Annotated in this window: 20 protein-coding genes and 1 tRNA gene; 7 read left to right on the forward strand and 14 right to left on the reverse strand. The window is 58.3% G+C overall.

The window, feature by feature from the left end:
- Positions 1–22 precede the first annotated feature (22 nt).
- From ICA15_RS19795 to ICA15_RS19810, 4 genes are all read right to left on the reverse strand, one after another.
- The gene (locus ICA15_RS19795; protein ID WP_210554407.1) at positions 23–1,246 is read right to left on the reverse strand and encodes a type II toxin-antitoxin system HipA family toxin; all 1,224 of its coding nucleotides are present in this window, start codon (positions 1,244–1,246) and stop codon (positions 23–25) included.
- Positions 1,239–1,487: a helix-turn-helix domain-containing protein gene (locus tag ICA15_RS19800; RefSeq protein WP_210554408.1), complete on the reverse strand. Its 249-nt coding sequence runs from the start codon at positions 1,485–1,487 to the stop codon at positions 1,239–1,241. Before ICA15_RS19800 ends, ICA15_RS19795 begins: the two co-directional genes overlap by 8 nt.
- Positions 1,488–1,601: 114 nt before the next feature.
- On the reverse strand, positions 1,602–2,990 hold the full coding sequence (locus ICA15_RS19805; RefSeq protein ID WP_210554409.1) for a heavy metal sensor histidine kinase: 1,389 nt from the start codon (positions 2,988–2,990) through the stop codon (positions 1,602–1,604).
- Entirely contained in the window at positions 2,980–3,660 is a 681-nt protein-coding gene (locus tag ICA15_RS19810) for a heavy metal response regulator transcription factor (RefSeq protein WP_042557086.1), read from the reverse strand. The genes ICA15_RS19805 and ICA15_RS19810 overlap by 11 nt, the downstream gene beginning before the upstream one ends.
- 135 nt (positions 3,661–3,795) lie before the next feature.
- Here ICA15_RS19810 and ICA15_RS19815 point away from each other — a divergent pair, with 135 nt between their 5' ends.
- Positions 3,796–4,281 (forward strand): GlcG/HbpS family heme-binding protein, encoded by a 486-nt coding sequence (locus ICA15_RS19815; protein ID WP_150618406.1) that lies wholly within the window; start codon positions 3,796–3,798, stop codon positions 4,279–4,281.
- Positions 4,282–4,292: 11 nt separating this feature from the next.
- Positions 4,293–4,703 carry a hydroxyisourate hydrolase gene (gene uraH, locus ICA15_RS19820; RefSeq protein ID WP_150603945.1) on the forward strand — a complete coding sequence of 137 codons (411 nt, stop codon included), beginning with the start codon at positions 4,293–4,295 and terminating at the stop codon, positions 4,701–4,703.
- Between the two features lie 122 nt (positions 4,704–4,825).
- Here the strand turns inward: uraH and ICA15_RS19825 are convergent, their stop codons facing one another.
- Positions 4,826–5,506 carry a Crp/Fnr family transcriptional regulator gene (locus ICA15_RS19825; protein ID WP_210554410.1) on the reverse strand — a complete coding sequence of 227 codons (681 nt, stop codon included), beginning with the start codon at positions 5,504–5,506 and terminating at the stop codon, positions 4,826–4,828.
- 82 nt (positions 5,507–5,588) lie between these two features.
- Between ICA15_RS19825 and ICA15_RS19830 the strand changes: the two genes are divergently transcribed.
- Positions 5,589–6,116: a DUF962 domain-containing protein gene (locus tag ICA15_RS19830; protein WP_210554411.1), complete on the forward strand. Its 528-nt coding sequence runs from the start codon at positions 5,589–5,591 to the stop codon at positions 6,114–6,116.
- Between the two features lie 96 nt (positions 6,117–6,212).
- Here the strand turns inward: ICA15_RS19830 and ICA15_RS19835 are convergent, their stop codons facing one another.
- From ICA15_RS19835 to dibA, 6 genes are all read right to left on the reverse strand, one after another.
- Positions 6,213–7,202, reverse strand: a complete 990-nt coding sequence (locus ICA15_RS19835; protein ID WP_003220514.1) for a sulfate/molybdate ABC transporter ATP-binding protein — start codon at positions 7,200–7,202, stop codon at positions 6,213–6,215.
- Positions 7,203–7,205: 3 nt separating this feature from the next.
- Positions 7,206–8,078: a sulfate ABC transporter permease subunit CysW gene (cysW, locus tag ICA15_RS19840; protein WP_042557077.1), complete on the reverse strand. Its 873-nt coding sequence runs from the start codon at positions 8,076–8,078 to the stop codon at positions 7,206–7,208.
- A gap of 12 nt (positions 8,079–8,090) precedes the next feature.
- On the reverse strand, positions 8,091–8,909 hold the full coding sequence (cysT, locus tag ICA15_RS19845; RefSeq protein WP_210554412.1) for a sulfate ABC transporter permease subunit CysT: 819 nt from the start codon (positions 8,907–8,909) through the stop codon (positions 8,091–8,093).
- A 228-nt stretch (positions 8,910–9,137) separates the two neighbouring features.
- Complete coding sequence (locus ICA15_RS19850; RefSeq protein ID WP_150603949.1) at positions 9,138–10,151, reverse strand: sulfate ABC transporter substrate-binding protein; 1,014 nt, start codon at positions 10,149–10,151, stop codon at positions 9,138–9,140.
- Positions 10,152–10,292: 141 nt separating this feature from the next.
- Positions 10,293–10,475 (reverse strand): sulfur starvation response protein OscA, encoded by a 183-nt coding sequence (gene oscA / locus ICA15_RS19855; RefSeq protein WP_007917682.1) that lies wholly within the window; start codon positions 10,473–10,475, stop codon positions 10,293–10,295.
- A 238-nt stretch (positions 10,476–10,713) separates the two neighbouring features.
- Positions 10,714–12,633 (reverse strand): phosphodiesterase DibA, encoded by a 1,920-nt coding sequence (gene dibA / locus ICA15_RS19860; RefSeq protein WP_210554413.1) that lies wholly within the window; start codon positions 12,631–12,633, stop codon positions 10,714–10,716.
- Positions 12,634–12,779: 146 nt separating this feature from the next.
- Between dibA and desA the strand changes: the two genes are divergently transcribed.
- Together desA and ICA15_RS19870 are read left to right on the forward strand one after the other, a co-directional pair.
- Entirely contained in the window at positions 12,780–13,964 is a 1,185-nt protein-coding gene (gene desA, locus ICA15_RS19865; protein ID WP_150603951.1) for a delta-9 fatty acid desaturase DesA, read from the forward strand.
- 236 nt (positions 13,965–14,200) lie between these two features.
- Positions 14,201–15,190 carry a GGDEF domain-containing protein gene (locus tag ICA15_RS19870; protein WP_210554414.1) on the forward strand — a complete coding sequence of 330 codons (990 nt, stop codon included), beginning with the start codon at positions 14,201–14,203 and terminating at the stop codon, positions 15,188–15,190.
- Between the two features lie 119 nt (positions 15,191–15,309).
- Here the strand turns inward: ICA15_RS19870 and ICA15_RS19875 are convergent, their stop codons facing one another.
- The 3 genes from ICA15_RS19875 to gabD all read right to left on the reverse strand — a co-directional run bounded on the left by ICA15_RS19875 (position 15,310) and on the right by gabD (position 19,564).
- Positions 15,310–16,521 carry a response regulator gene (locus tag ICA15_RS19875; RefSeq protein WP_150603953.1) on the reverse strand — a complete coding sequence of 404 codons (1,212 nt, stop codon included), beginning with the start codon at positions 16,519–16,521 and terminating at the stop codon, positions 15,310–15,312.
- A gap of 137 nt (positions 16,522–16,658) precedes the next feature.
- Entirely contained in the window at positions 16,659–17,936 is a 1,278-nt protein-coding gene (gene gabT / locus ICA15_RS19880) for a 4-aminobutyrate--2-oxoglutarate transaminase (protein WP_210554415.1), read from the reverse strand.
- Between the two features lie 185 nt (positions 17,937–18,121).
- Positions 18,122–19,564, reverse strand: a complete 1,443-nt coding sequence (gabD, locus tag ICA15_RS19885; RefSeq protein ID WP_042557069.1) for an NADP-dependent succinate-semialdehyde dehydrogenase — start codon at positions 19,562–19,564, stop codon at positions 18,122–18,124.
- A 448-nt stretch (positions 19,565–20,012) separates the two neighbouring features.
- Between gabD and ICA15_RS19890 the strand changes: the two genes are divergently transcribed.
- Both ICA15_RS19890 and ICA15_RS19895 read left to right on the forward strand, forming a co-directional pair.
- Positions 20,013–20,083 (forward strand) — tRNA-Arg (locus tag ICA15_RS19890).
- Positions 20,084–20,191: 108 nt separating this feature from the next.
- Positions 20,192–22,012, forward strand: a complete 1,821-nt coding sequence (locus ICA15_RS19895) for a site-specific integrase (RefSeq protein WP_073453926.1) — start codon at positions 20,192–20,194, stop codon at positions 22,010–22,012.
- The last annotated feature ends 66 nt before the right edge of the window (positions 22,013–22,078 follow it).

Here is a 22,078-nt window from a genome sequence, read left to right on the forward strand (position 1 = left end):
CGTTGATCCGGCGTTAATCGCCCTAGCCCTTGATCAGACTGCGCTCCATGCCTGATTTCCACTGTTCGATCATCGCCGCCCCCACTTCAGCGAATGGCTGATGAGTTCGCATGTGGTCAGCCATTTCGTCCATTGCCAACTGCATGCCCTGAACCACCTGTTGCAGCAGCTCGTTGCAGCGTCCTTCTGTAAGGTTGCACGCCGTGCGACCAAAACGCATAAGCACCTTGTTTTTAGGCCAGGCTTTTGATCCCCCCAGCAGCAAGGCCAAGCTGTCATTCTTGATGTATACCGATGTAGTGATGATGTCGTACGCCGGGGCGAGCCGGATTGAAGCCTGCGCGCCGCAATTGTCATACAGCACACCGAAGTTTTTCAGGTGCGCATCGCCATTTTTCAGCCCCGCCGACAACGCCACTATCTTGAAAAAATCTTCCATTGCCTGGCTCAACAGCGCCGGCGAAACATAGGCCTTGATCTGCCGGGAAGCGCCTTCGTAAGAACCATCGTACTTGGCTTTCGAAGCCCAGCCGTTGAGCACGCAGAAATCTTCAAAACCCAGATAGCCACGATCACTCAGGTCAAAACGCTCCACCACCAAAAATTTGCCCCGCTCACTCAGTTCAAATTTTGGCACTTCAAGCCCGCTCAGCGCTGCAGCGCGCATACAGAAATACTCGTTGGTTGCCAGTTCAGGAAACTCTTCGGGGCGGAAGGCTTTGACCAGATGCGTGGAGCCCCGGTGAGTCAGCCGATCAACAGCGGCTGCGCTGTCGCGAACCAGGACTTTAGGCTGCACGCCTGAGACGCCAGAATATTGGCCGTACGTTTGCAACAAGTCCTCAAACAAACCTTGCGCACCGTCGTGCACCAGAAGATCTGCCAACGCAGTTTCAGGCTGACGATCTACTGTCGACTTACTGGAAATCGCTAGCCGTCCAAGCTGATGCGGCCCCACGATCGCGAGCAAGGAAAAATCGTCGAAGCCACGAACCGCTTTGCTGAAGCGCCGGACCAGTTCATCGCGCAGCGCCCCTTCCGGCAGATTCATCTCGAAAACCGGATGAATGCCACGCTCCCAGCCGTAGCTTTCCAGACGGGTCGGCATGGTCAGCGAAACTGCATTTTGATCGGTGATGTCCTCGCGATAGCTGAACACACTATCCATGCCGGCCTGCCCCCTACCGAGCGTCCCGACTGACCTATCGGCAACGGTAATTTGTAATCGATCTGTCGAATCAGTCATGGAAATTTACCCTTTGCAACGAGTCGAGCGTGGGGCGCTGCGCTTGCAGAGGTACCGCCTTCAGCTCATAGCCGAAACCATTGAGGATCGCCTCGACCTTGCGTAGACCGATTTCAGAGACCGTATTGTTTTCAATCCCCGAGATCGTAGAGCGGCTCATTCCATACCGTTGCGCCAGCGCCTGCTGCGAGAGCTTGTGTGCTTTACGCAGGGTTCTAATTAATTCGCCAAGCTCTTCCATTGTTTATTCCTGCATTATTTACGATGCAATAAAGCTATACAGGCATTATATGCATCGCATTCAATGCATATTCAGAAAGAGTTTAGCTTAGATGAGACGTTATGGGCGGAGGGCTTATCGGCTGCTGACAAACCCAAGCTCAAACACAGTACCCGACGCATCACTGCTTACCCGCACCTGCCCACCATGCAATTGCATGATCGACTGCACGATCGCCAGACCTAACCCGCCGGAATCACCCGGTTCAGCGCGGGCCGGGTCGACGCGGTAGAAGCGGTCGAACAGTTTGCCCAAATGTTCAGGCGCGATGGCCGGGCCGTAGTTGTTCACCTGCAACCAGCACATGCCCGGCTCATCGCGCTGGCGCAAGCTGATGACCGAGCCGACGTCAGCGTGGCGCACCGCGTTGGCCAACAGGTTGCCGAGGGCGCGTTGCAGCAGTTGCTGGTCGGCAAACAATTGCCCACTGAAGGTGTTTCTCAAGTGAATCCCACGATCGTCGGCCAAGGCTTCGAAGTAATCACACAGCTCATCGCCGATGTCAGCCAGATCCAGCGTGCGCAAATCGAGCGCACGCTCCGCCTGTTCGGCACGGGCGAGGAACATCAGATTTTCCGCCATGCGTTTGAGCCGCTCGAACTCCTCCATATTCGAGGCCAGTACTTCCTGATACTCCGCCGTGCTGCGCGGGTGGTTCAGCGCCTGGCCATTGCTGGCGAGCAAGGTGTGCAGCGGCGTGCGGATTTCGTGAGCGAGGTCGGCGGAGAACTGCGACAGGCGCTGGAAGCTGTCCTCCAGCCGCGCGAGCATGCCGTTCAGCGCGTTTACCGGCTCAAGCAGTTCCGCAGGCGTGCCGGCGGCAGGCAAGCGCTGATCGAGACTGCGCAGGTCAATGCCGCGCATTGCTTCGCTCAATTGTCGTAACGGTTTGAGGCCACGGCGCAGCAGCACCAGCCCCAACGCAAACGCCAGCAATGCACCCAGTCCAATCGCGACGTACAGCCGCATCCGGTAACTGGCGAGCATCTGCTCGCGTTCGTTTAACACTTTGCCGGCAATCACGGTCAGGGATTCGCCGTTCGGCCCCTGAGCTTCGCCGGACAGCAGCGCCACTTCGGCACCGTCGGGCGCCTGCCAGGTCATCACGTCGCGACGTTGCGGCGGCTGATCGCGCGCGATTGAGTTCAGCGCTGGAAGCGTTCGCTGGCGCGGGTTGATCGCAATCACATTTGATCCATCAGTGCGGCGCACCAGCAGCAAACTGTCGAGATTGCCGAGCATGTTCTGATACAGCCGCGGCCGCGCCTGCAAGGCGTCGAGGCTGTCGCTGTCGGCGAGCAAGGCGCGCACCTGTTCCAGTCGGCCTAGCAATGCCAAGTCATCGCGGTAGGCGATTTCTGCGGCGAGCGAGCGGTAGAGAAACACGCCAATTGCGCCCAGTACCAAAGCGCAGACCATCGCGAATGCCAGCGCCAGGCGCCAGGCAATCGACCTAGAGCGCATCGTCGGGCGCTTCCAGTTGATACCCGACGCCGCGCACGGTGTGAATCAGTTTCGGCATGAACGGGTCATCGACTTTCGAGCGCAAGCGTCGTACCGCGACTTCAACCATGTTGGTGTCGCTGTCGAAATTCAGGTTCCACACCTGCGAGGCGATCAGAGTGCGCGACAACACTTCGCCCTGGCGGCTGGCGAGCAATTGCAGCAACGCGAATTCCTTGTTGGTCAGGGCGATGCGCTGGCCGCCGCGGCTGACACGACGGCGTAATACGTCGATCTCCAGATCGGCAATGCTGTACGACTCGGCCTCGCGCATTGGCCCGCGACGCAACAGGGTGCGTACGCGCGCGAGCAGTTCGGCGAAGGCGAAGGGTTTGAGCAAGTAGTCATCGGCGCCGAGTTCGAGACCACGCACGCGATCTTCAATGGCGTCCTTGGCGGTGAGGAACAGCACTGGGGTGGCGCCGCGCTGACGGATCAGTTGCAACAATTGCCAGCCATTGAGGCCCGGCAGCATCACGTCGAGGATGATCAGGTCATATTCCTGCTGCTCGATGAAATAGCGCCCATCAAGGCCATTGAGCGCCACGTCCACGGCAAAACCCGACTCGCCCAGGCCTTTGGCGAGGAAATTCGCGGTTTTGGCTTCATCTTCTACGACCAGCAAACGCATGGCACACCTCGATTGTTCAGACGCACAGGCTAGGCGTCTTCGGCAACGTTGCCTATTACAAACTTGTAATCCGACTGACGAGGTTCTGACGAAGTGCGGCGGCTAAGGTGGCGACATTCAACCCGGAGCCTGTCCATGACCTTCAAATACCTCGTTGCGAGCCTGGCCCTTGGCGTCAGCGCCAGCGCTTTCGCTGCTGCTGAACTGCCGCGCCACGCTGACCTCGATCTGAAAACTGCGCGCCTGCTGGCCGACGCGGCGATGAGTAATTGCACCGGCACGGTGTCGGTGCTCGACCGGGGCGGCAACTTGCTGGTGACCCTGCGTGGCGATGGTGTCGGGCCACATAACACCGTCGCCAGCCAACGCAAAGCGTATACGGCGTTATCGACGAAAACCCCAACGCGCCTGTTCGCCGAGCGCGCCCGCAGCAATCCGGAAACCGCCAACCTCAACACCCTCGACGAATTGCTGTTGCTCGGCGGCGGCATTCCGCTATTCGCCGCTAATGAATTGGTCGGCGCCATGGGCGTGGCCGGTTCCGGCGGTGGCGAGCAAGACGAAACCTGTGCGACCCGGGCCGCCGACAAGGCCGGTCTGTCCATCACCCGTTCCCAATAAGGAGATTCATCATGACCACCCTGCGCATGACCTTCGCCGCCCTCGGCCTGAGTGCGTTTTCAAGCCTGGCGCTGGCCGCCGGCAACCCGCTGAGCGTGCACGTGCTCAACCTGGAAAACGGCCTGCCGTCGCCCGGCATCAACGTGACGCTGGAGAAACACGTCGGTCAGAACTGGCAGCCGCTGGCCCAAGGCACCACCAATGAGCAAGGGCGCATTGCCGAACTGTTCCCGGCCAAACAGCCTTTTGAAGCGGGCGAATACCGGGTGGTGTTCAAGACCGGCGAGTATTTCAAGAAGGTGAAACACGACACGTTCTTTCCGGAGATTCCGGTGATCTTTGAAGTGAAGCAGACCGATCAGCATTACCACATCCCGCTGCTGCTGAGCCCGTACGGCTTCTCGACCTATCGCGGTTCTTAAGCCTTACACACAACAACTGTAGGAGTGAGCCTGCTCGCGATAGCGGTTTATCAGTCACGCATTTGTTAACTGACAGATTGTGATCGCGAGCAGGCTCACTCCTACATTGGATCTGCGTGAACTCACTGGAGCATGGCCAGCGCGCGCAACCGTACGGCATCAAGGATCTCGATTTCGCCATACCCCAAGCCAATAATCCCCTGCCCCTGCAAATCCTTGAGGATCTGATTGGTGGTCTGCCGCGACAGCGACAGCATCGAGGCCAACTGCTCCTGCGGCAGTTGCAGCACCCGGCGGGGCGCGTCGATTTCGCCATAGCCTTCGGCGATCATCAGCAAGCGATGAGCCAGCCGCGCGGGGGCCGGCAGCAGGCTGAGCTGTTCGAGATTGATGAAAGTCAGGCGCAGTTTGTGGCTCATCAACAGCGCCAGATGCCGCCAGTACACCGGGTTTTCATCGAGCAGTTTCAGCAGTGTCGCTTGCGGGATATTGAGCAGCGTGCAAGACCCCACGGCATAGGCGTCATGGGTACGCGGCTGTCCGTCGAACAGGCAGATTTCCCCAAACCAGTGCGGCGCTTCCACCAGGCTCAATAACGCTTCCTTGCCCTGCTCGCTCACCGCGCCGATGCGCACGGCGCCATCGAGTACCGCGTAAAGACCACAGGGCGGATCACCACGCTGGAACAAGCGCTGCCCCGCCGTCAGCCGCCGCTCCCGCGCAGCCGTCAGCAGACTATCCTGAAAGGACGCAGGTAAATGACTGAACCACTGCCCGGTCATCAGTCGTGAACGCTTATCCATCAATACTCCTAACTGTCGCCTGCCTGACAGAGTAAGCGCCGATCCCGGCGCATGCTGCGATCACCCTACAGGAGGAACAACAATGAAAAGCCTCGTCGATCATTTGAGTCGATACGCCGCTTACCACCGCGACCCACGCAACATCGCCAGCCACTTTATCGGTATTCCGCTGATTGTGGTGGCGGTCGCGGTTTTGTTGTCGCGTCCGGAATGGTCGCTGGGCGGGTTGTGGATATCTCCAGCCGTCCTGGTTGCGCTGGCCTCGGCGTGGTTTTACCTACGCCTGGAGTTGCAACTCGGCGTACTGATGACAGTGCTGATGGGGCTTTCCGTCTGGGCCGGACATGTCCTGGCGCAACAGAGCACCATGGTCTGGCTGAGCAGCGGTCTGGCGATGTTTGTGATTGGCTGGGTGATCCAGTTTGTCGGCCATCACTACGAGGGGCGCAAACCGGCGTTTGTCGATGACGTCAGCGGGCTGATTGTCGGGCCGTTGTTCGTGGTGGCGGAGCTGGCGTTCATGCTTGGGATGCGGCATGAGTTGAAAGAGCAGATCGAGGCGCGGGCGGGGGTGGTGCGGGTTAATCCGAACAGCAAAGCGGCGGTTTAGGCCGCTTTAAAAGATCGCAGCCTGCGGCAGCTCCTACAGAATTTCGGTTGATGCCGAACCCCTGTAGGAGCTGCCGCAGGCAGCGATCTTTTGATCTTAAAGGCTGGCGACTTTCTGCCAGACCTTGGGTTTGAAGAACAACGTCTCACCTTTGGCCAAGCCAATCAGGCTGTCGTGATCCTTCACCACTTCGGCTTCGATCAAATCAGTCTGCCCCTCAACCTTCAACGTCACTCGCGTGGTCGCGCCCAGCGGCCGGATATCGCGTACCTCAGCGGCATGGTGATCTTCCAGCTCATGCTTCGACAACGACACTTCGTGCGGACGGAACAGCACGTGATTGTCGTCGCTCAACAGCAAGCGGTTCGAATCACCAAGGAAGTGATAAACGAAATCGCTGGCCGGGTTTTCGTAAACGTCGCCCGGCGAGCCGATCTGCTCGATCACACCCTTGTTCATCACCACGATACGGTCAGCGACTTCCATCGCTTCTTCCTGGTCGTGGGTCACAAACACCGAGGTCAGGTTGATGTCTTCGTGCAGGCGAGCCAGCCAGCGGCGCAGCTCTTTACGCACCTTGGCGTCGAGGGCGCCGAACGGTTCGTCGAGCAGCAGCACTTTCGGCTCAACCGCCAAGGCACGGGCCAGAGCGATACGTTGGCGCTGACCACCGGACAGTTGCTCCGGGTAGCGATCCGACAGCCAGTCCAGTTGCACCATGTTCAACAACTCATGAACCTTGGTCGCGATCTGGCTTTCGCTCGGGCGCTGGTTTTTCGGCTTCATGCGCAGGCCGAAGGCGACGTTGTCGAACACGGTCATGTGGCGGAACAAGGCGTAGTGCTGGAACACAAAACCGACGTTGCGATCACGCACGTCGTGGCCGGACACGTCTTCACCGTGGAACACAATGTTGCCCTGATCCGGGGTTTCCAGACCGGCAATAATGCGCAGCAAGGTGGTTTTACCGCAGCCGGACGGGCCGAGCAGCGCCACCAGCTCGCCGCTGTGGATATCCAGGCTGATGTTGTCCAGCGCCTTGAACGCGTTGAAATTCTTGCTGACGTTACGCACTTCGATCGACATGAATTATTCCTCCGCGGCGCTGGCGCGCAGGCGGTTGATACGGTTTTCGCTCCACTGCTTGAGCAGCAGGATGAAGAGCGCCAGGATCAGCAACAGGCTCGCCACGGCGAACGCGGCCACGTGGTTGTATTCGTTGTAGAGGATCTCGACGTGCAACGGCAAGGTGTTGGTCACCCCGCGAATGTGCCCGGATACCACCGACACCGCACCGAACTCACCCATGGCCCGCGCGGTACACAGCACCACGCCATAAATCAGGCCCCACTTGATGTTGGGTACGGTGACATGCCAGAACATCTGCCAGCCGTTGGCGCCGAGCAGACGCGCGGCTTCCTCTTCCTGAGTGCCTTGTTCCTGCATCAGCGGGATCAGCTCGCGAGCCACGAATGGCACGGTAACGAAAATCGTCGCCAACACGATGCCCGGCAGGGCGAAGACGATCTGGATGTCGTGATCCTGCAACCACGGCCCGAAGAAGCCCTGGGCGCCAAACATCAGCACGTAGACCAGACCGGCGATCACCGGCGACACCGAGAACGGCAGGTCGATCAGCGTCACCAGCATGCTCTTGCCGCGGAACGAGTACTTGCTCACGCACCATGCGGCGCTGACGCCGAACACAAGATTGAGCGGCACCGAAATCAGCACGGCGAACACGGTGAGCTTCAGTGCCGAGAGTGCATCCGGTTCAAAGATCGCGGTGAAGAATGCGCCAAGGCCGTTCTTCAAACCCTGCGACACCACGATGAACAACGGCAGCAACAGAAACAGGAAAAAGATCAGCCAGCCAAGGCCAATCAGGATTCTGCGCGAAGTGGCACTGCCACGGCGTGCAGCGTTGGCCGAGGAAGCGGCCGCAATAGACGATTGGGACATGTTCGCGCCTCCTTATGGGGTTTCGATGCGCCGCTGCAGCAAGTTGATCAGCAGCAACAGGACAAAGGAAACCACCAGCATCAGCACGCCGATGGCAGTGGCGCCGGTGTAATCGTATTGGTCGAGTTTGACCATGATCAGCAGCGGCAGGATCTCGGTTTTCATCGGCATGTTGCCGGCGATGAAAATCACCGAACCGTACTCGCCGACACCGCGAGCAAAAGCCAGGGCAAACCCGGTCAGCCAGGCGGGCAGCAATGCCGGCACCAGGATGTGACGGAACACCTGCCATGGTTTCGCGCCAAGGCACGCTGCGGCTTCTTCGACTTCACGGGGAATGTCGGCCAGCACCGGTTGCACCGTACGCACCACGAACGGCAGCGTCACAAAGGTCAGCGCGAGGGTGATACCCAGCGGGGTGTAGGCGATTTTGAAACCGAGATCGGCGGCGAACTGGCCGACCAGGCCGGCCGGCGCGTACAGCGCGGTCAGCGCGATACCAGCGACGGCTGTTGGCAAGGCGAACGGCAGATCGATCATCGCGTCGATGATCTTGCGCCCGGCGAAGGTGTAGCGCACCAGCACCCACGCCAGCAGCGTACCGATGATGCCGTTGATGATCGCAGCGCACAGCGCGGTGCCGAAACTCAGCTTCAAGGCTGCCAGCACGCGGGGGGCGGAGATGATCGTCCAGAACTGTTCCCAAGTGAGCTGCGAGGCGTGGACGAACATCGCCGCCAGCGGGATAAGCACAATCAGACTGAGGTACACCAAGGTGTAACCCAGCGTCAGCCCGAAGCCGGGTATGACGGGGGAGATACGACGCGACATAAAAGTCCCTGGTTAAAAACGCATCAATGTGGGAGCGAACCCTGTGGTGAGGGGATTTATCCCCGATGGGCAGCGAAGCTGCCCCAAAACCAGAAAATGCGGTGTTTCAAATACACCGCATACCAGGGTTTTGCGACTGCTTCGCAGCCGGTCGGGGATAAATCCCCTCACAACAAAAGCTCGCTCCCACATGTCATGTGCCCAAACATCAGGCTGGTTAGAGTGAGATTACTGCGCCTGATAAATCTGGTCGAACACGCCACCGTCATTGAAGAATTTCGGCTGCGCGGATTTCCAGCCGCCGAAGTCCTTGTCGATGGTCACCAGCTCCAGTTTCGGGAACTGCTGGGCATACTTGGCGGCCACGTCCTTGTCACGTGGACGATAGAAGTTCTTCGCGGCGATTTCCTGACCGGCCGGGCTGTACAGGTGCTTCAGATACGCTTCGGCGATCTGCTCGTTGCCCTTCTTCTCGGCGTTCTTGTCGACCACGGCCACCGGTGGTTCAGCGAGGATCGACAGCGAAGGCACGACGATGTCGAACTTGTCGGCGCCGCCGTCTTCTTTCAGCGCCAGGAACGCTTCGTTTTCCCAGGCCAGCAACACGTCACCCTGACCGTTGTTGACGAAAGTGATGGTCGAACCGCGAGCACCGGTGTCCAGAATCGGCACGTGCTTGAACAAGGTCTGTACGTATTCCTTGGCTTTGCCTTCGTCACCGCCGTTGGCTTTCAGGCCATAGGCCCACGCGGCGAGGAAGTTCCAGCGCGCACCGCCGGAGGTTTTCGGGTTCGGGGTGATCACCGAGACGTCGTTCTTGACCAGATCACCCCAGTCCTTGATGCCTTTCGGGTTGCCCTTGCGCACCAGGAACACGATGGTCGAGGTATACGGCGTGCTCGCTTCCGGCAGACGCTTCTGCCAGTCGGCTGGCAGGGTCTTGCCGAGTTTGGCGATTTCGTCGATGTCGCCGGCCAGCGCCAGGGTCACCACGTCGGCACGCAAGCCGTCGATCACTGCGCGGCCTTGCTTGCCCGAACCACCGTGGGATTGCTGGATTTTCACGGTGTCGCCAGCGTGATCTTTCTGCCAGAACTTGATGAACTCAGCGTTGTAGTCCTGATACAGCTCGCGCGTCGGGTCGTACGACACATTGAGCAGTTCGTAATCCTTGGCAACCGCGGAACCGGCAAACACAGCGCTGGCCAGGGCGGCCAAAGCGTAACGGCGAATCGACGACATGGTGAAAGCTCCTGGAATTCTGGTGGTGGCTTTTTCTTATGTATGTACTGCTGGAATCAGGTTGCCCATGGATAAAAGATCGCAGCCTTCGGCAGCTCCTACACACAGCCCCCTGTAGGAGCTGCCGCAGGCTGCGATCTTTTAGCCAGGTTGTTTACCGGGCTGCTGCAAACGGAATTTCTCTTTGCGTTCGATCTGCACGACTTGAGCGTTGTGCACAGTGATCTCCACCGCGCCGAAACGCAGATCGCGCAGGGCGCTCTGGATTTCACGCAAGATGGTGCTTTCGTCCTGACCGTCAACGCTGCGAAGGGATGCGCTCATGGTGCTGCTCCTTTGAATGGGATATGCCTGGCAGTGGGCGGCACTGCGTTCGGCGTGGGAGCAATATAAGAGAGGCTCGGATATTCTTAAAAAGACTATTTAAGAATGTTTATATAACCAGAAAACATTATGTGGTGGGGCAAGGGGTTGCGCGGTGGCGGAGCAAAAGATCGCAGCCTTCGGCAGCTCCTACATGGATCGGTGTAGGAGCTGCCGAAGGCTGCGATCTTTTGATCTTTTAACCAATCACCGGTTTTCTAGCCCAATCTATCTCCTGTACCGGCACCGGCCGCCCAAACCAATATCCCTGCCCCAGATCACATTCCTGCTCCAGCAAAAACGCCGCTTGCTCAACCTGCTCGATCCCTTCGGCATGCACCTGCATGCCCATACTCTGCGCCAGCGCGATGATCACCCGGACGATCGCTGCGTCATCCTCGTCCCACGGCAAACCGGCAACAAATCCCTGATCAATCTTGAGCTTTTGCACCGGCAAGCGCTTGAGCCGCAGCAACGACGAATAGCCGGTGCCGAAATCATCGATGGCCAGGCGAATACCCAATTCACGCAAGCGATGCATCTGCTCCAGCGCCACCTCCGGATCGTCCATCACCGCGCTTTCGGTCACTTCCAGTTCCAGATACGCCGGATCCAGCCCGGTCTCGCGCAGCACCTGCGCCACCTGCTGATACAGTTCACGCCGGGCAAACAACCGCGAAGACACGTTCACAGCCACAAACGCCAACACCACCCCGGCCTGCTGCCACTGGCACATCTGCTGGCAAGCCTGCTGCATCACCCAGGCATCGATTTCGGCGATTAACCCGGTGCGCTCGGCGATCGGGATGAATTCGGCGGGCGACACCAGTCCCCGCTGCGGATGCTGCCAGCGCACCAAGGCTTCAACGCCGATCAGGCGACTGGTTTTAAGGTCATGCACCGGTTGGTAGTAGACCCGCAACTCCTGTTGCTCCAGCGCACGGCGCAGTTCGAAGGCGATTTCGACCCGTTTCTGGGCGTGAGCGGTGAGCTCTTCGGTATACAAGGCATAACCGTTGCGCCCGCTGCTCTTGGCCTTGAACAGCGCCGCATCGGCATTGCGCAACAGTTGGCCGGCGCTGAGCGCATCGCTGGGGAACAGGCTTATGCCGACACTGGCGTTGATGAACAACTCATCGCCGTCGATGCCGACCGGCTCCTTCAGTGCATCGAGAATGCGCTGGGCGCACGCCGCCGCCTGGCCGGGCTGTGGACAACTTTCTGCCAATACCGCGAATTCATCACCACCAAGCCGCGCCACGGTGACGCCGGGCCCAAACAGCTCACGCAAACGGGTCGCCACCGCTTTGAGCAAACGATCGCCAACGTTGTGCCCGAGGCTGTCGTTGATCATCTTGAAGTGATCCAGATCGAGCAACAGCAGCGCACAGCCGCGCTTATGGACCTGCGCCGATGCCAGGGCCTGTTCGGTACGATCGCTGAATAACAGACGGTTGGGCAGATCGGTCAGCGGATCGTGGTGGGCAAGGTGCTGAAGCTCATGCTCGGAATGCTTGATCGCACTGATATCGGAAAACACCGCCACGTAATGACTGATCCGCCCCTGATCATCATGAATGACGCGGATGGTTTGCCATTGGGGATAAATCTCCCCGCTTTTGCGGCGGTTCCAGATCTCGCCGCTCCACTCGCCTTGCGATTCGAGCGTGGCGAACATCGCCTGATAGAAGCCCGGCGGATGATGGCCGGACTTGAACAGACTGGGTTGTTGGCCGAGCACTTCTTCGCGCAGATAACCGGTGATCTCGATAAACGCACGATTGACGTGCACGATCAGCCCCTGATGGCTGGTGACCAAAACGCCTTCGCGGGTGCAATCGAACACGGCCGCTGCCTGGCGCAAGTGCTCCCGGTCAGCGTGACGTTCACGCAACCTCGCACCTATCCCTAGAAACTCATACAACCGCGCCCGCGCCAGAAAAATCAGCCCGGCACTGACCGCCGCGAAGACATAACCGTTGATCAGTTGCCATCGTGCGAGTTGGATCGGATTATCGAAGAAATTGTTTAATAAATAACCAGTACCTTGCAGCCAGACCGCCGCAAGTACGAGATAGAGCAGCGCTGCACGCAAGGCATCGCGATAAGTGTCAGGCATTAGGCCATCCATGTCCCTACAAAAAAGTGGGATTATAGGTCAGGAAACATCCAGCTAACTCTTATCTGAAAGCGTGACTGGTTTTATCTGTGTGCTTAGTGATAATGCATCGGCTGTTTTTATCTTTATCGAGGGCCCTATAGCCTATGTGGTACGAAGGTTTTCTTGGCTTGTCGGCCTGGTCTCTGGTCGCGGTCACCTTGCTGATGACCCACGTGACGATTGTCGGCGTCACGGTCTATCTGCACCGCTACTCGGCCCATCGCTCCCTGGAGCTGAATGCCGGCCTGAAGCACTTTTTCCGTTTCTGGCTGTGGCTGACCACGGCGCAGAACACCCGCGAGTGGACCGCCATCCACCGTAAGCACCACGCCAAATGCGAAACCGAAGATGACCCGCACAGCCCGGTCATCAAGGGTTTGTCCACGGTACTGCGTACCGGCGCCGAGCTGTACCGCGCCGAAGCCCAGAACCCGGAAACCCTGCGCATCTACGGCAAGAACTGCCCCGAAGACTGGATCGAGCGCAACGTCTACAGCCGTTACCCGCTGTTGGGCGTGGCAATCATGGGCGTCATCGACCTGCTGCTGTTCGGCACCATCGGCATCACCATCTGGGCGATCCAGATGATGTGGATCCCGGTGTGGGCCGCCGGCGTCATCAACGGTCTGGGCCATGCGGTCGGTTATCGCAACTTCGAATGCCGCGACGCGGCAACCAATCTGGTGCCTTGGGGCATCCTGATCGGCGGCGAAGAACTGCATAACAACCATCACACCTACCCTAACTCGGCCAAGCTGTCGGTGAAGAAGTGGGAATTCGACCTCGGCTGGGCGTGGATCAAAGTCTTCAGCTTCTTTCGTCTGGCCAAGGTGCAACGTGTAGCGCCGATCGCCCACCGCGTCGAAGGCAAAGGCAATCTGGACATGGACACCGCCATGGCGATCCTCAACAACCGCTTCCAGATCATGGCCCAGTACCGCAAATTGGTCATCGGCCCGCTGGTCAAGCAGGAGTTGGCCAAAGTCGATCACTCGGTGCGTCACCAGTTCCACCGCGCCAAACGCCTGCTCTCGCGGGAAACCAGCCTGCTGGAAGATCGCCACCACGCGCGCATCCAGAGCATGCTCGAGCACAGCCAGGCGCTGAAGGTCATTTACGAAAAACGCCTGGCCCTGCAGCAGATCTGGGTGAAGACCAGCTCCAACGGCCACGACATGCTCGCCGCCATCAAAGAGTGGATTCACGAGGCTGAAGCCAGCGGTATTCAGTCCCTGCGCGAGTTTGCCGACCAGCTGAAAACCTACTCGTTGCGCCCAGCCACCACCTGACGGGTAACAATGGGATCCCCTGTGGCGAGGGGATTTATCCCCGATCGGCTGCGCAGCAGTCGCAAAACCAGACGACGCGTTTTCATTGAGGGACCGCGTCATCCTTACCGCCTAGCAGAACCCCACTACCGTTGGGAACTTCGCCGAAAATCCCCTATCTCAAAGACTTCGCCATTCCGGCGGGCTTAGGTGTGGCCGTTGTTGTCGACGCGGCACGCCCTCTGAGAACTGTGCCGATGGTCAACAACAACCAAAAAGACTCATCCCTCCCGCAGTGGCCCGAGGCCGCGCAAACACTCATGGCATTGATGCACGCCCAGGGCGAAGTCGCTCGTCTGAGCGAACGCGAACAGCTGTTCAGCTCGCTGCTGGTCAGTGTCAACGCCGTGCTTTGGGCATTCAACTGGGAAACCCGCCAGGTGCTGTACGTCAGCCCGGCCTATGAGCGGATTTTCGGTCGCTCGGCAGGGCTTTTGCTGGCTGACTACAACCAGTGGCGCGACAGCATCTATCCCGACGATCTGGATTACGCTGAACGCAGCCTCGCCGAAGTCCTGCACAAAGGCGCCGTGGAAGATCGCGAGTACCGGATCATCGCCGCTGACGGGCAGGTGCGCTGGCTCAGCGACAAATGCTTCATCAATCGTCAGGACGAGCCCGGGCAACCGGTGATCATCGTCGGCATCGCTGAAGACATCACCGATAAAAAGCAGATGGAAACCGAGCTGCAACGTCTGGCCACCACCGATGTGTTGACCCAGAGCAGCAACCGCCGGCATTTTTTCGAATGCGCCAATCGCGAGTTCGAAGAGGCGCGGCTGCAAGGCTCGCCACTGGCGTTTCTGCTGTTGGATATCGATGACTTCAAAATGATCAACGACACCTACGGCCACCCTCAAGGCGACAGCGTGCTGCAAGCCATTGCCGTATGTGGACGCGCCTCGTTGCGACGGGGAGATTTGTTCGGGCGAATAGGCGGTGAAGAATTTGCCGCGGTGTTCCCCGGCTGCGCTCCCGACATGGCCATGCAAGTCGCCGAGCGGCTGCAACAGGAGATTCAGCGTTTGAGCTTCAGCCATGACGGCCAGACGTTCGGCATCACCGTCAGCCAGGGCCTGACCAGCCTCACCGACAGCGACGAAAGCCTCGACAGCCTGTTCGCCCGGGCGGATACGGCGATGTATGAAGCCAAGCGTCAGGGCAAGAACCGGATTATCTCCGGCTGAACCTTTGGCTCAAGCCCAACCAAATCCCCTGTAGGAGCTGCGGCACGCTGCGATCTTTTGACTTTAAAGATCAGGATCAAAAGATCGCAGCGTGCCGCAGTTCCTACATTGGAATCTGGCTATTTACGCATCCGCATCAACTCCGGCAAACCGATCTTGAGCAACCGCGCCGTCCGGCTCTTCGCCAACGCCTCGATACCTTCATGCTCGGTCAGGCGAGCCATTTGCGCCGCCATGTTCATCACCAGCGCCTCGCGGGAATACACCCCGCCGCCGAGCTGGTAGACCGAGGCAATCAACTCACGCAGTTCCAGCGGCAGTCGCCAACGGGTGCGCAGCGCAGAACCATACGCCGCGCCAAATTGCGCCAACGCTTCACCCACTTCCTCCAGATCGTCCAGCTCACCGCCCGCCTGTTTCCATTCTTGCAAACAGCGCAGCAACGCCAGATCACCCAGACGATGCAGCATGCCCGCGCAATAGCACCGCTCCTGATCCAGATCGAGCAACCGCGCCAGCGTGCGCGCGTATTCAGCGGTGTGCAGCGACAGCCCCCAATAACGTTCGGCGTAGTCCGCCAGACATGGGTCGCTAAGCCGGGCGCTGCGTTTGAGCGCCAGCCCCAGAATCAGATTCATGCTTTGCCCCGTGCCAAGCCGCTGCAGTGCCTGAGCCACAGTTTGCACCGGTGCGCCATGGTGTTGCGCGGCGCTGTTGGCCGCCGCAATCAATACCGCTGTAATCTGCGGATCGGTACGGATTTCCTGTTGCAGCACCGTCAGATCGAGACCACCAGGATTGAGGCTGCGCTTGACCGCGACCTGCACATCCGTCATCAACGGCGCGCCGTCGGCCTGCTCACGGCGTCGCTCAAGGAATACCGACAAGGTCATGCCGGGCGCCAGCGCTGGCACCTCACAGAACACTTCTTCCCCGGCATTCAACAGCAAACCCTGCAAACGCTCGGTCAGGCTTTCCATGTTCAGCGGTTTGGTCAGGTACGCCGTCGGCGCCAGCAGTATGGCTTCACGCACGCTGGCACTGTCGTTGCGGCTGCTCATCAAAATGAACGGCAGCGGCGGATTACGTTTGCGCTGACGCACACTGCGCAACACATTCAAACCATCGACGCCGGGTAATTCCCAATCGACGATGGCCAGGTCGTACGGCACTTCACTGAGCATCGCCATCGCTTGCTTGCCATCGGCACACAGGTCCAGCCGCGCATCACAACGCACGTTCAGCAACACTTGTTTGAGCAGGTCCCGGGACCACGGATCAGCTTCGGCAATCAGCACTCGGGGTACGGCGGGTAAATCAACGGCAGTCATGCACGCTCTCCCTTGCAATGCCTGAACCTTAGCCAATGATGGCCATTCGATACAGCGTTAAAGCAGGCGATGTGTTTCAGGGGCATAAAAAAACCCGCCGAAGCGGGTTTTTTTGTCGATCAGGTCACACTGGGGGATCAGAGCTCGGAGAAGCACTCTTCGATGATCGCCAGACCTTGGTCCAGTTGCTCGTCCGGCGAGGTCAGCGGTACGAGTACGCGCAGCACGTTGCCGTAGGTGCCGCAGGACAGCAGGATCAGGCCCTTGTCGCGAGCCTTGGCCACAACGGACGCTACAGCGGCAGCGTTCGGCTTGTGACTGTCGCCGTTTTCGAACAGCTCAACGGCGATCATCGCGCCCAATGCACGGACTTCGCCGATCACCGGGTATTTGGCCTGGATGGCTTTGAGGCCGGTGACCAGACGCTCGCCGACAGCCTTGCAGCGGTCCAGCAGGTGTTCTTCTTCAAACACTTCCATCACGGCCAGAGCAGCGGCGCAAGCGATCGGGCTACCGGCGTAAGTGCCGCCCAGGCCGCCTGGTGCGATGGCGTCCATGTATTCAGCCTTGCCACACACACCGGCCAGCGGGAAACCGCCTGCAATGGATTTGGCGAAGGTGGTCAGGTCGGCAGCAACGCTCATCTGTTCCATGGCGAAGAACGTACCGGTACGGCCAGCGCCGGTTTGCACTTCGTCAGCAATCAGCAGGATGCCGTGTTGGTCGCACAGGGCACGCAGACGCTTCATGAATTCCTTCGGCGCGACGTAGAAACCACCTTCGCCCTGTACAGGCTCGATGATGATCGCGGCGATGTCTTTCGGCTCGGCGTCATTCTTGAAAATGCGTTCAATGGAAGCGATCGAGTCGTCGATGCTCACGCCGTGCAGTTCGTTCGGGTAAAGCGCGCGGAAGATGCCACCAGGCATCAGGCCCATACCGGCCGAGTAAGGCACGACTTTACCGGTCAGGCCCAGGGTCATCATGGTGCGACCGTGGTAAGCGCCGGTGAAGGCAATCACGCCAGCACGGCCAGTGGCAGCACGAGCGATTTTCACGGCGTTTTCCACCGCTTCGGAACCGGTGGTGACCAGCAGGGTTTTCTTGGCGAAATCACCTGGCACCTTGGCGTTGATTTTTTCGCACAGCTCAACGTACGGCTCGTAGGCCAGCACCTGGAAGCAGGTGTGAGTCAGCTTGTTCAGCTGTTCGGTCACGGCAGCGATAATTTTCGGGTGCACGTGGCCGGTGTTCAGTACGGCGATACCGCCGGCGAAGTCGATGAATTCACGACCTTCAACGTCAGTCACGGTAGCGTTCTTCGCGGATTCGGCGAAGATCGGGTGAATCTGGCCAACACCACGAGGTACAGCAGCGTTACGGCGGGCCATCAGTTCAGCGTTAGTCTTGCTCATTACAGTCCTCATTCGCCGCTCATCGGGCGGCGTGGTTCAAGGATTAAGCGGGAGGAAGCGACGGTGACAGCATGCGATGATCGACTGCCACGGCGTTCCCGGCCGCAGAGAAAATTCCGGTTTGAAACACGCAAAGGGACAGCGCTCTCGTGCCCTTTGCGTTTGCAGCGATCCCTTTCCCCGGCTTAGATGCCCAGGCAGAGGTATTTGATTTCCAGATAATCTTCGATGCCGTACTTGGAGCCTTCACGGCCCAGGCCCGAGGCCTTGATACCGCCGAACGGTGCGACTTCGTTGGAGATCAGCCCGGTGTTGACGCCAACCATGCCGTATTCCAGGGCTTCAGCCACACGGAACACACGGCCCAGATCGCGAGCATAGAAGTACGAAGCCAGACCGAACTCGGTGTCGTTGGACATCGCGATCACTTCAGCTTCGTCTTTGAAGCGGAACAACGGCGCCAGTGGGCCGAAGGTTTCTTCCTTGGCCACTGCCGCGTTTTTCGGCACGTTGGTCAGGATGGTCGGCTCGAAGAAGTTGCCTTCCATTTGCTTGCCGCCAGCCAATACGGTTGCGCCTTTGGCTACAGCGTCAGCGATGTGCTCTTGCACCTTCGCCACGGCTTTTTCGTCGATCAGCGGACCAGTGGTGGTGCCGTCTTCCAGACCGTTGCCGATCTTCAGTTTGGCTACAGCCACTTTCAGTTTCTCGGCGAACGCATCGTAGACCGAATCCTGAATGTACAGACGGTTGGCGCAGACGCAGGTCTGACCGTTGTTGCGGTATTTGGAAATGATCGCGCCTTCGACGGCCTTATCCAGGTCCGCGTCGTCGAACACGATGAACGGCGCGTTGCCGCCCAGTTCCAGCGAGACTTTCTTGATGTCCTTGGCGCATTCAGCCATCAACTGGCGGCCGATTTCGGTCGAGCCGGTGAAGGATAGTTTGCGCACGATCGGGTTGCTGGTCAGCTCGCTGCCGATGTCGCCAGCGCTGCCGGACACCACGCTGAACACGCCAGCAGGAATGCCGGCACGCTGAGCCAGTTCAGCCAGAGCGAATGCGGAGAATGGAGTTTGCGAAGCAGGCTTGAGCACCATGGTGCAACCGGCAGCCAGCGCAGGGCCGGCCTTACGGGTGATCATCGCTGCCGGGAAGTTCCACGGGGTGATGGCCGCAGTAACGCCGATTGGCTGCTTGATAACGATCAGACGCTTGTCTGGCTGGTGACCCGGAATCACGTCACCGTAGATGCGCTTGGCTTCTTCGGCGAACCATTCGATGAACGAAGCGGCGTAAACGATTTCGCCTTTGGCTTCGGCCAGCGGCTTGCCCTGCTCGAGCGTCATCAGGCGAGCGAGGTCGTCCTGGTTCTCGATGATCAGTTCGAACCAGCGACGCAGCTTGTTCGCACGATCCTTGGCGGTCAGTGCACGCCAGGCCGGCAGCGCTTTGTCAGCGGCTTCAATGGCACGGCGGGTTTCGGCAGCGCCCATCTTCGGCACGGTGCCGAGGATTTCGCCAGTTGCCGGGTTATTGACCTTGATCGTCTGACCGTTGTCCGCATCGACCCAAGCGCCATCAATGAAGGCTTGCTGGCGGAACAACTGGGTGTCTTTAAGCTGCATGTCGGCTTTCCTTAACAGCACCGCGGCCTGCGCGGAGCAAATTATGATTGTAGAAAGGCGCCTCGCAAGGCTGCCGTCAGGGAAATCAGTGACCGGGTGAGGCGCAAGAATAGTGCACGCTTCGGAACACCTGCGCTTCAACACCCAATCAACGAGCGTTTGAAATCTCAAACGGATCGTAGGAGCAAAGGGGTTAAAGGACAATAGGGCGTTCGAAAAAAAGAACAAAAACGGCGTGTTTGTGGAAATTTTCAGATCAACGCACAAAAAGCCCCGGCCGCAGCAAAACCATAGAACAGCCCTGCGAAAGCGCCAAGCGAGGGTTTTGCAGGACGTTACCGCTTTATGGAATGCAGCGTTTTATTCCGACACGCGCACTGACAATAGGTGCCGAAACGCAGCATGGACGCCCCGAGCCGACCTAGGTATGATGTCGCCCGCTGCACCAGTAGCTCAGCTGGATAGAGTACTGCCCTCCGAAGGCAGTGGTCGTGGGTTCGAATCCCGCCATCAAATCCAGTTTCGCTAAACGCTTGTCGGAGTTCGTTTTTTCGATCAGTGAAGGGTCTTTTAGGTTAGTGGGGCACTGAGTAGTGCCACCAGGTGGGGCATCGCAAAGGTGCAGCCATGCCAGCCCGACCCGCATTCCTAACTCAGAATCGCCATGGAACCTACTATTTCCGAATAGTAATTCCAAAACCTCTGCGCTCAGCATTTGGCCTACAGCGAGAAATTCGACGAACGCTAAAAACAGACAGTGCCAAGCTGGCGCTTCGACGTGCCCGGCAATACGCTGCACGCTTCGAAGCCGCTTTTGACAAGGTGCTAGCTATGGCCGAAAACGACGAATACATGCCTACAGACGAAGATTACGAAATCTATCTAAGCGAAATGGCGAAAGCTGAGGCCCCAGGAACATGGGCTTCTCACTCGACACGCGATCAAGAGAAGCCAGGCTTCCAGTCGCTTCTCTCCGACGACGAGTGGTGTGGAATCGAAGAGGAACAGCGACGACAAATAATTGCCAGAGCGCTGACTGGCCATGGCACAAGGACCATCCCTACAAGAATGGAGAAGCTCGCTGAGCAGCTTTACGCTCGGGGGCGTAGTTTGCCATTACCTCAGTTTAAAAAACTTCTCCCCACGCTTATTGAGCGGCTGGCGCTGCAACCCTTCGAAAGCAATGAAGCATCGACAGCAACAAACGTGATCGTTCCGCCTAACGGGCCGAATTTATACGAGCTGTGGCAGCAACACTGGGAAACGCTCGCGAAACTGTCGAGAGGCCAACAGAAAAGCGCACGGACAAAAGAAGATGAGCAAGGTCACGCTTGTCGTTTGAATATCTTGAGCGCCAGCAAACCGATCAATCAGTTCACAGTTGAAGACTTTGAGCGCATCTACTCTGACGTTTTTGACATACGACCGAGCCGAGGCAGCAAGCTACCGCCCCCGGACTCATCAATAGAGACGATCCTGGCGAAAGACGGGGAGCGACGCATCGAAGCAGCCACGATTGAAAAGCTCATCGTTCGCCTCGGCGTACTCCATGAATTTGCCTTTAAGAAAGGGCTGACAAAGATCTCACCGGATGCCCCAGACCGACCGACTCCAGATCGCAATCCAGCTGGGAAAAAACCAGTGGAAAAAGCGTTCACAAAAGCTGACCTACAAGCCATTTATTCCGGCTATTTGTACACAGGCACAGAACTCGTCAAGAGCAGCGCTGTGTTCCCATACCAATTCTGGCTCCCAATCTTGGGACTTCTCACCGGCGGACGCCTCAACGAGCTCTGTCAGCTTGATACCGAGGACGTTAGCAAAAACGAGCGTGAAGGTATCTGGACCATCAGCTTGATGGACGACGAGCGGGACCGCCCATTGCCGAAGTCACTGAAGAACCAGTCCAGCCGGAGGATACTGCCGATACACAGCGAGCTGATTCGTATGGGCTTTTTGGAATTTGTAGAGCAAGCAGCCAAAGAAGGGCGGGATAAATTGTTCTCAGATGGTTTGACCTACAACCCCAAAAAGGGATGGGGGAGCAATGCCACCCATTTCTTCTGTCGCTTCCCAAGCAAGAGTACACCGGCATCAGGGTATTTCTTTAAGTGCGGCATTCGTGAAAGAGACGCGGCGGGCAAAACTGATAGGAAGAATTTCCATAGCTTCCGCCACACATTCACGGACCTTGCCCGTGAGGCCGGAGGAGAGGCATATCTTGTGCTGCCGGACCTGACAGGACACTCAAGAGGCCGGGAGGGTCAAGTCGCCATGTACGGCAATGGATTCAGCCAATCGAGGAAACAGGCAGTTCTGGAGAGCTTGACCATCCCTGTTGATCTTTCGAAGCTCACATACTCGGAATTTGAGTCCCGGCTTGGAAGCAAGCTTAAAAGCTGTGTTGAACGGCATCGAGACTCTTATGGCCTCAACCAAAGCGAGTAGGCTGATCATTTAGCGATAGGAAAAATGGTAAGGCTATAATCGCATTTTGAAAAAAAACGACATGGA

This window comes from Pseudomonas sp. P116 (genome assembly GCF_020149425.1).
Taxonomy (GTDB): domain Bacteria; phylum Pseudomonadota; class Gammaproteobacteria; order Pseudomonadales; family Pseudomonadaceae; genus Aquipseudomonas; species Aquipseudomonas anatoliensis.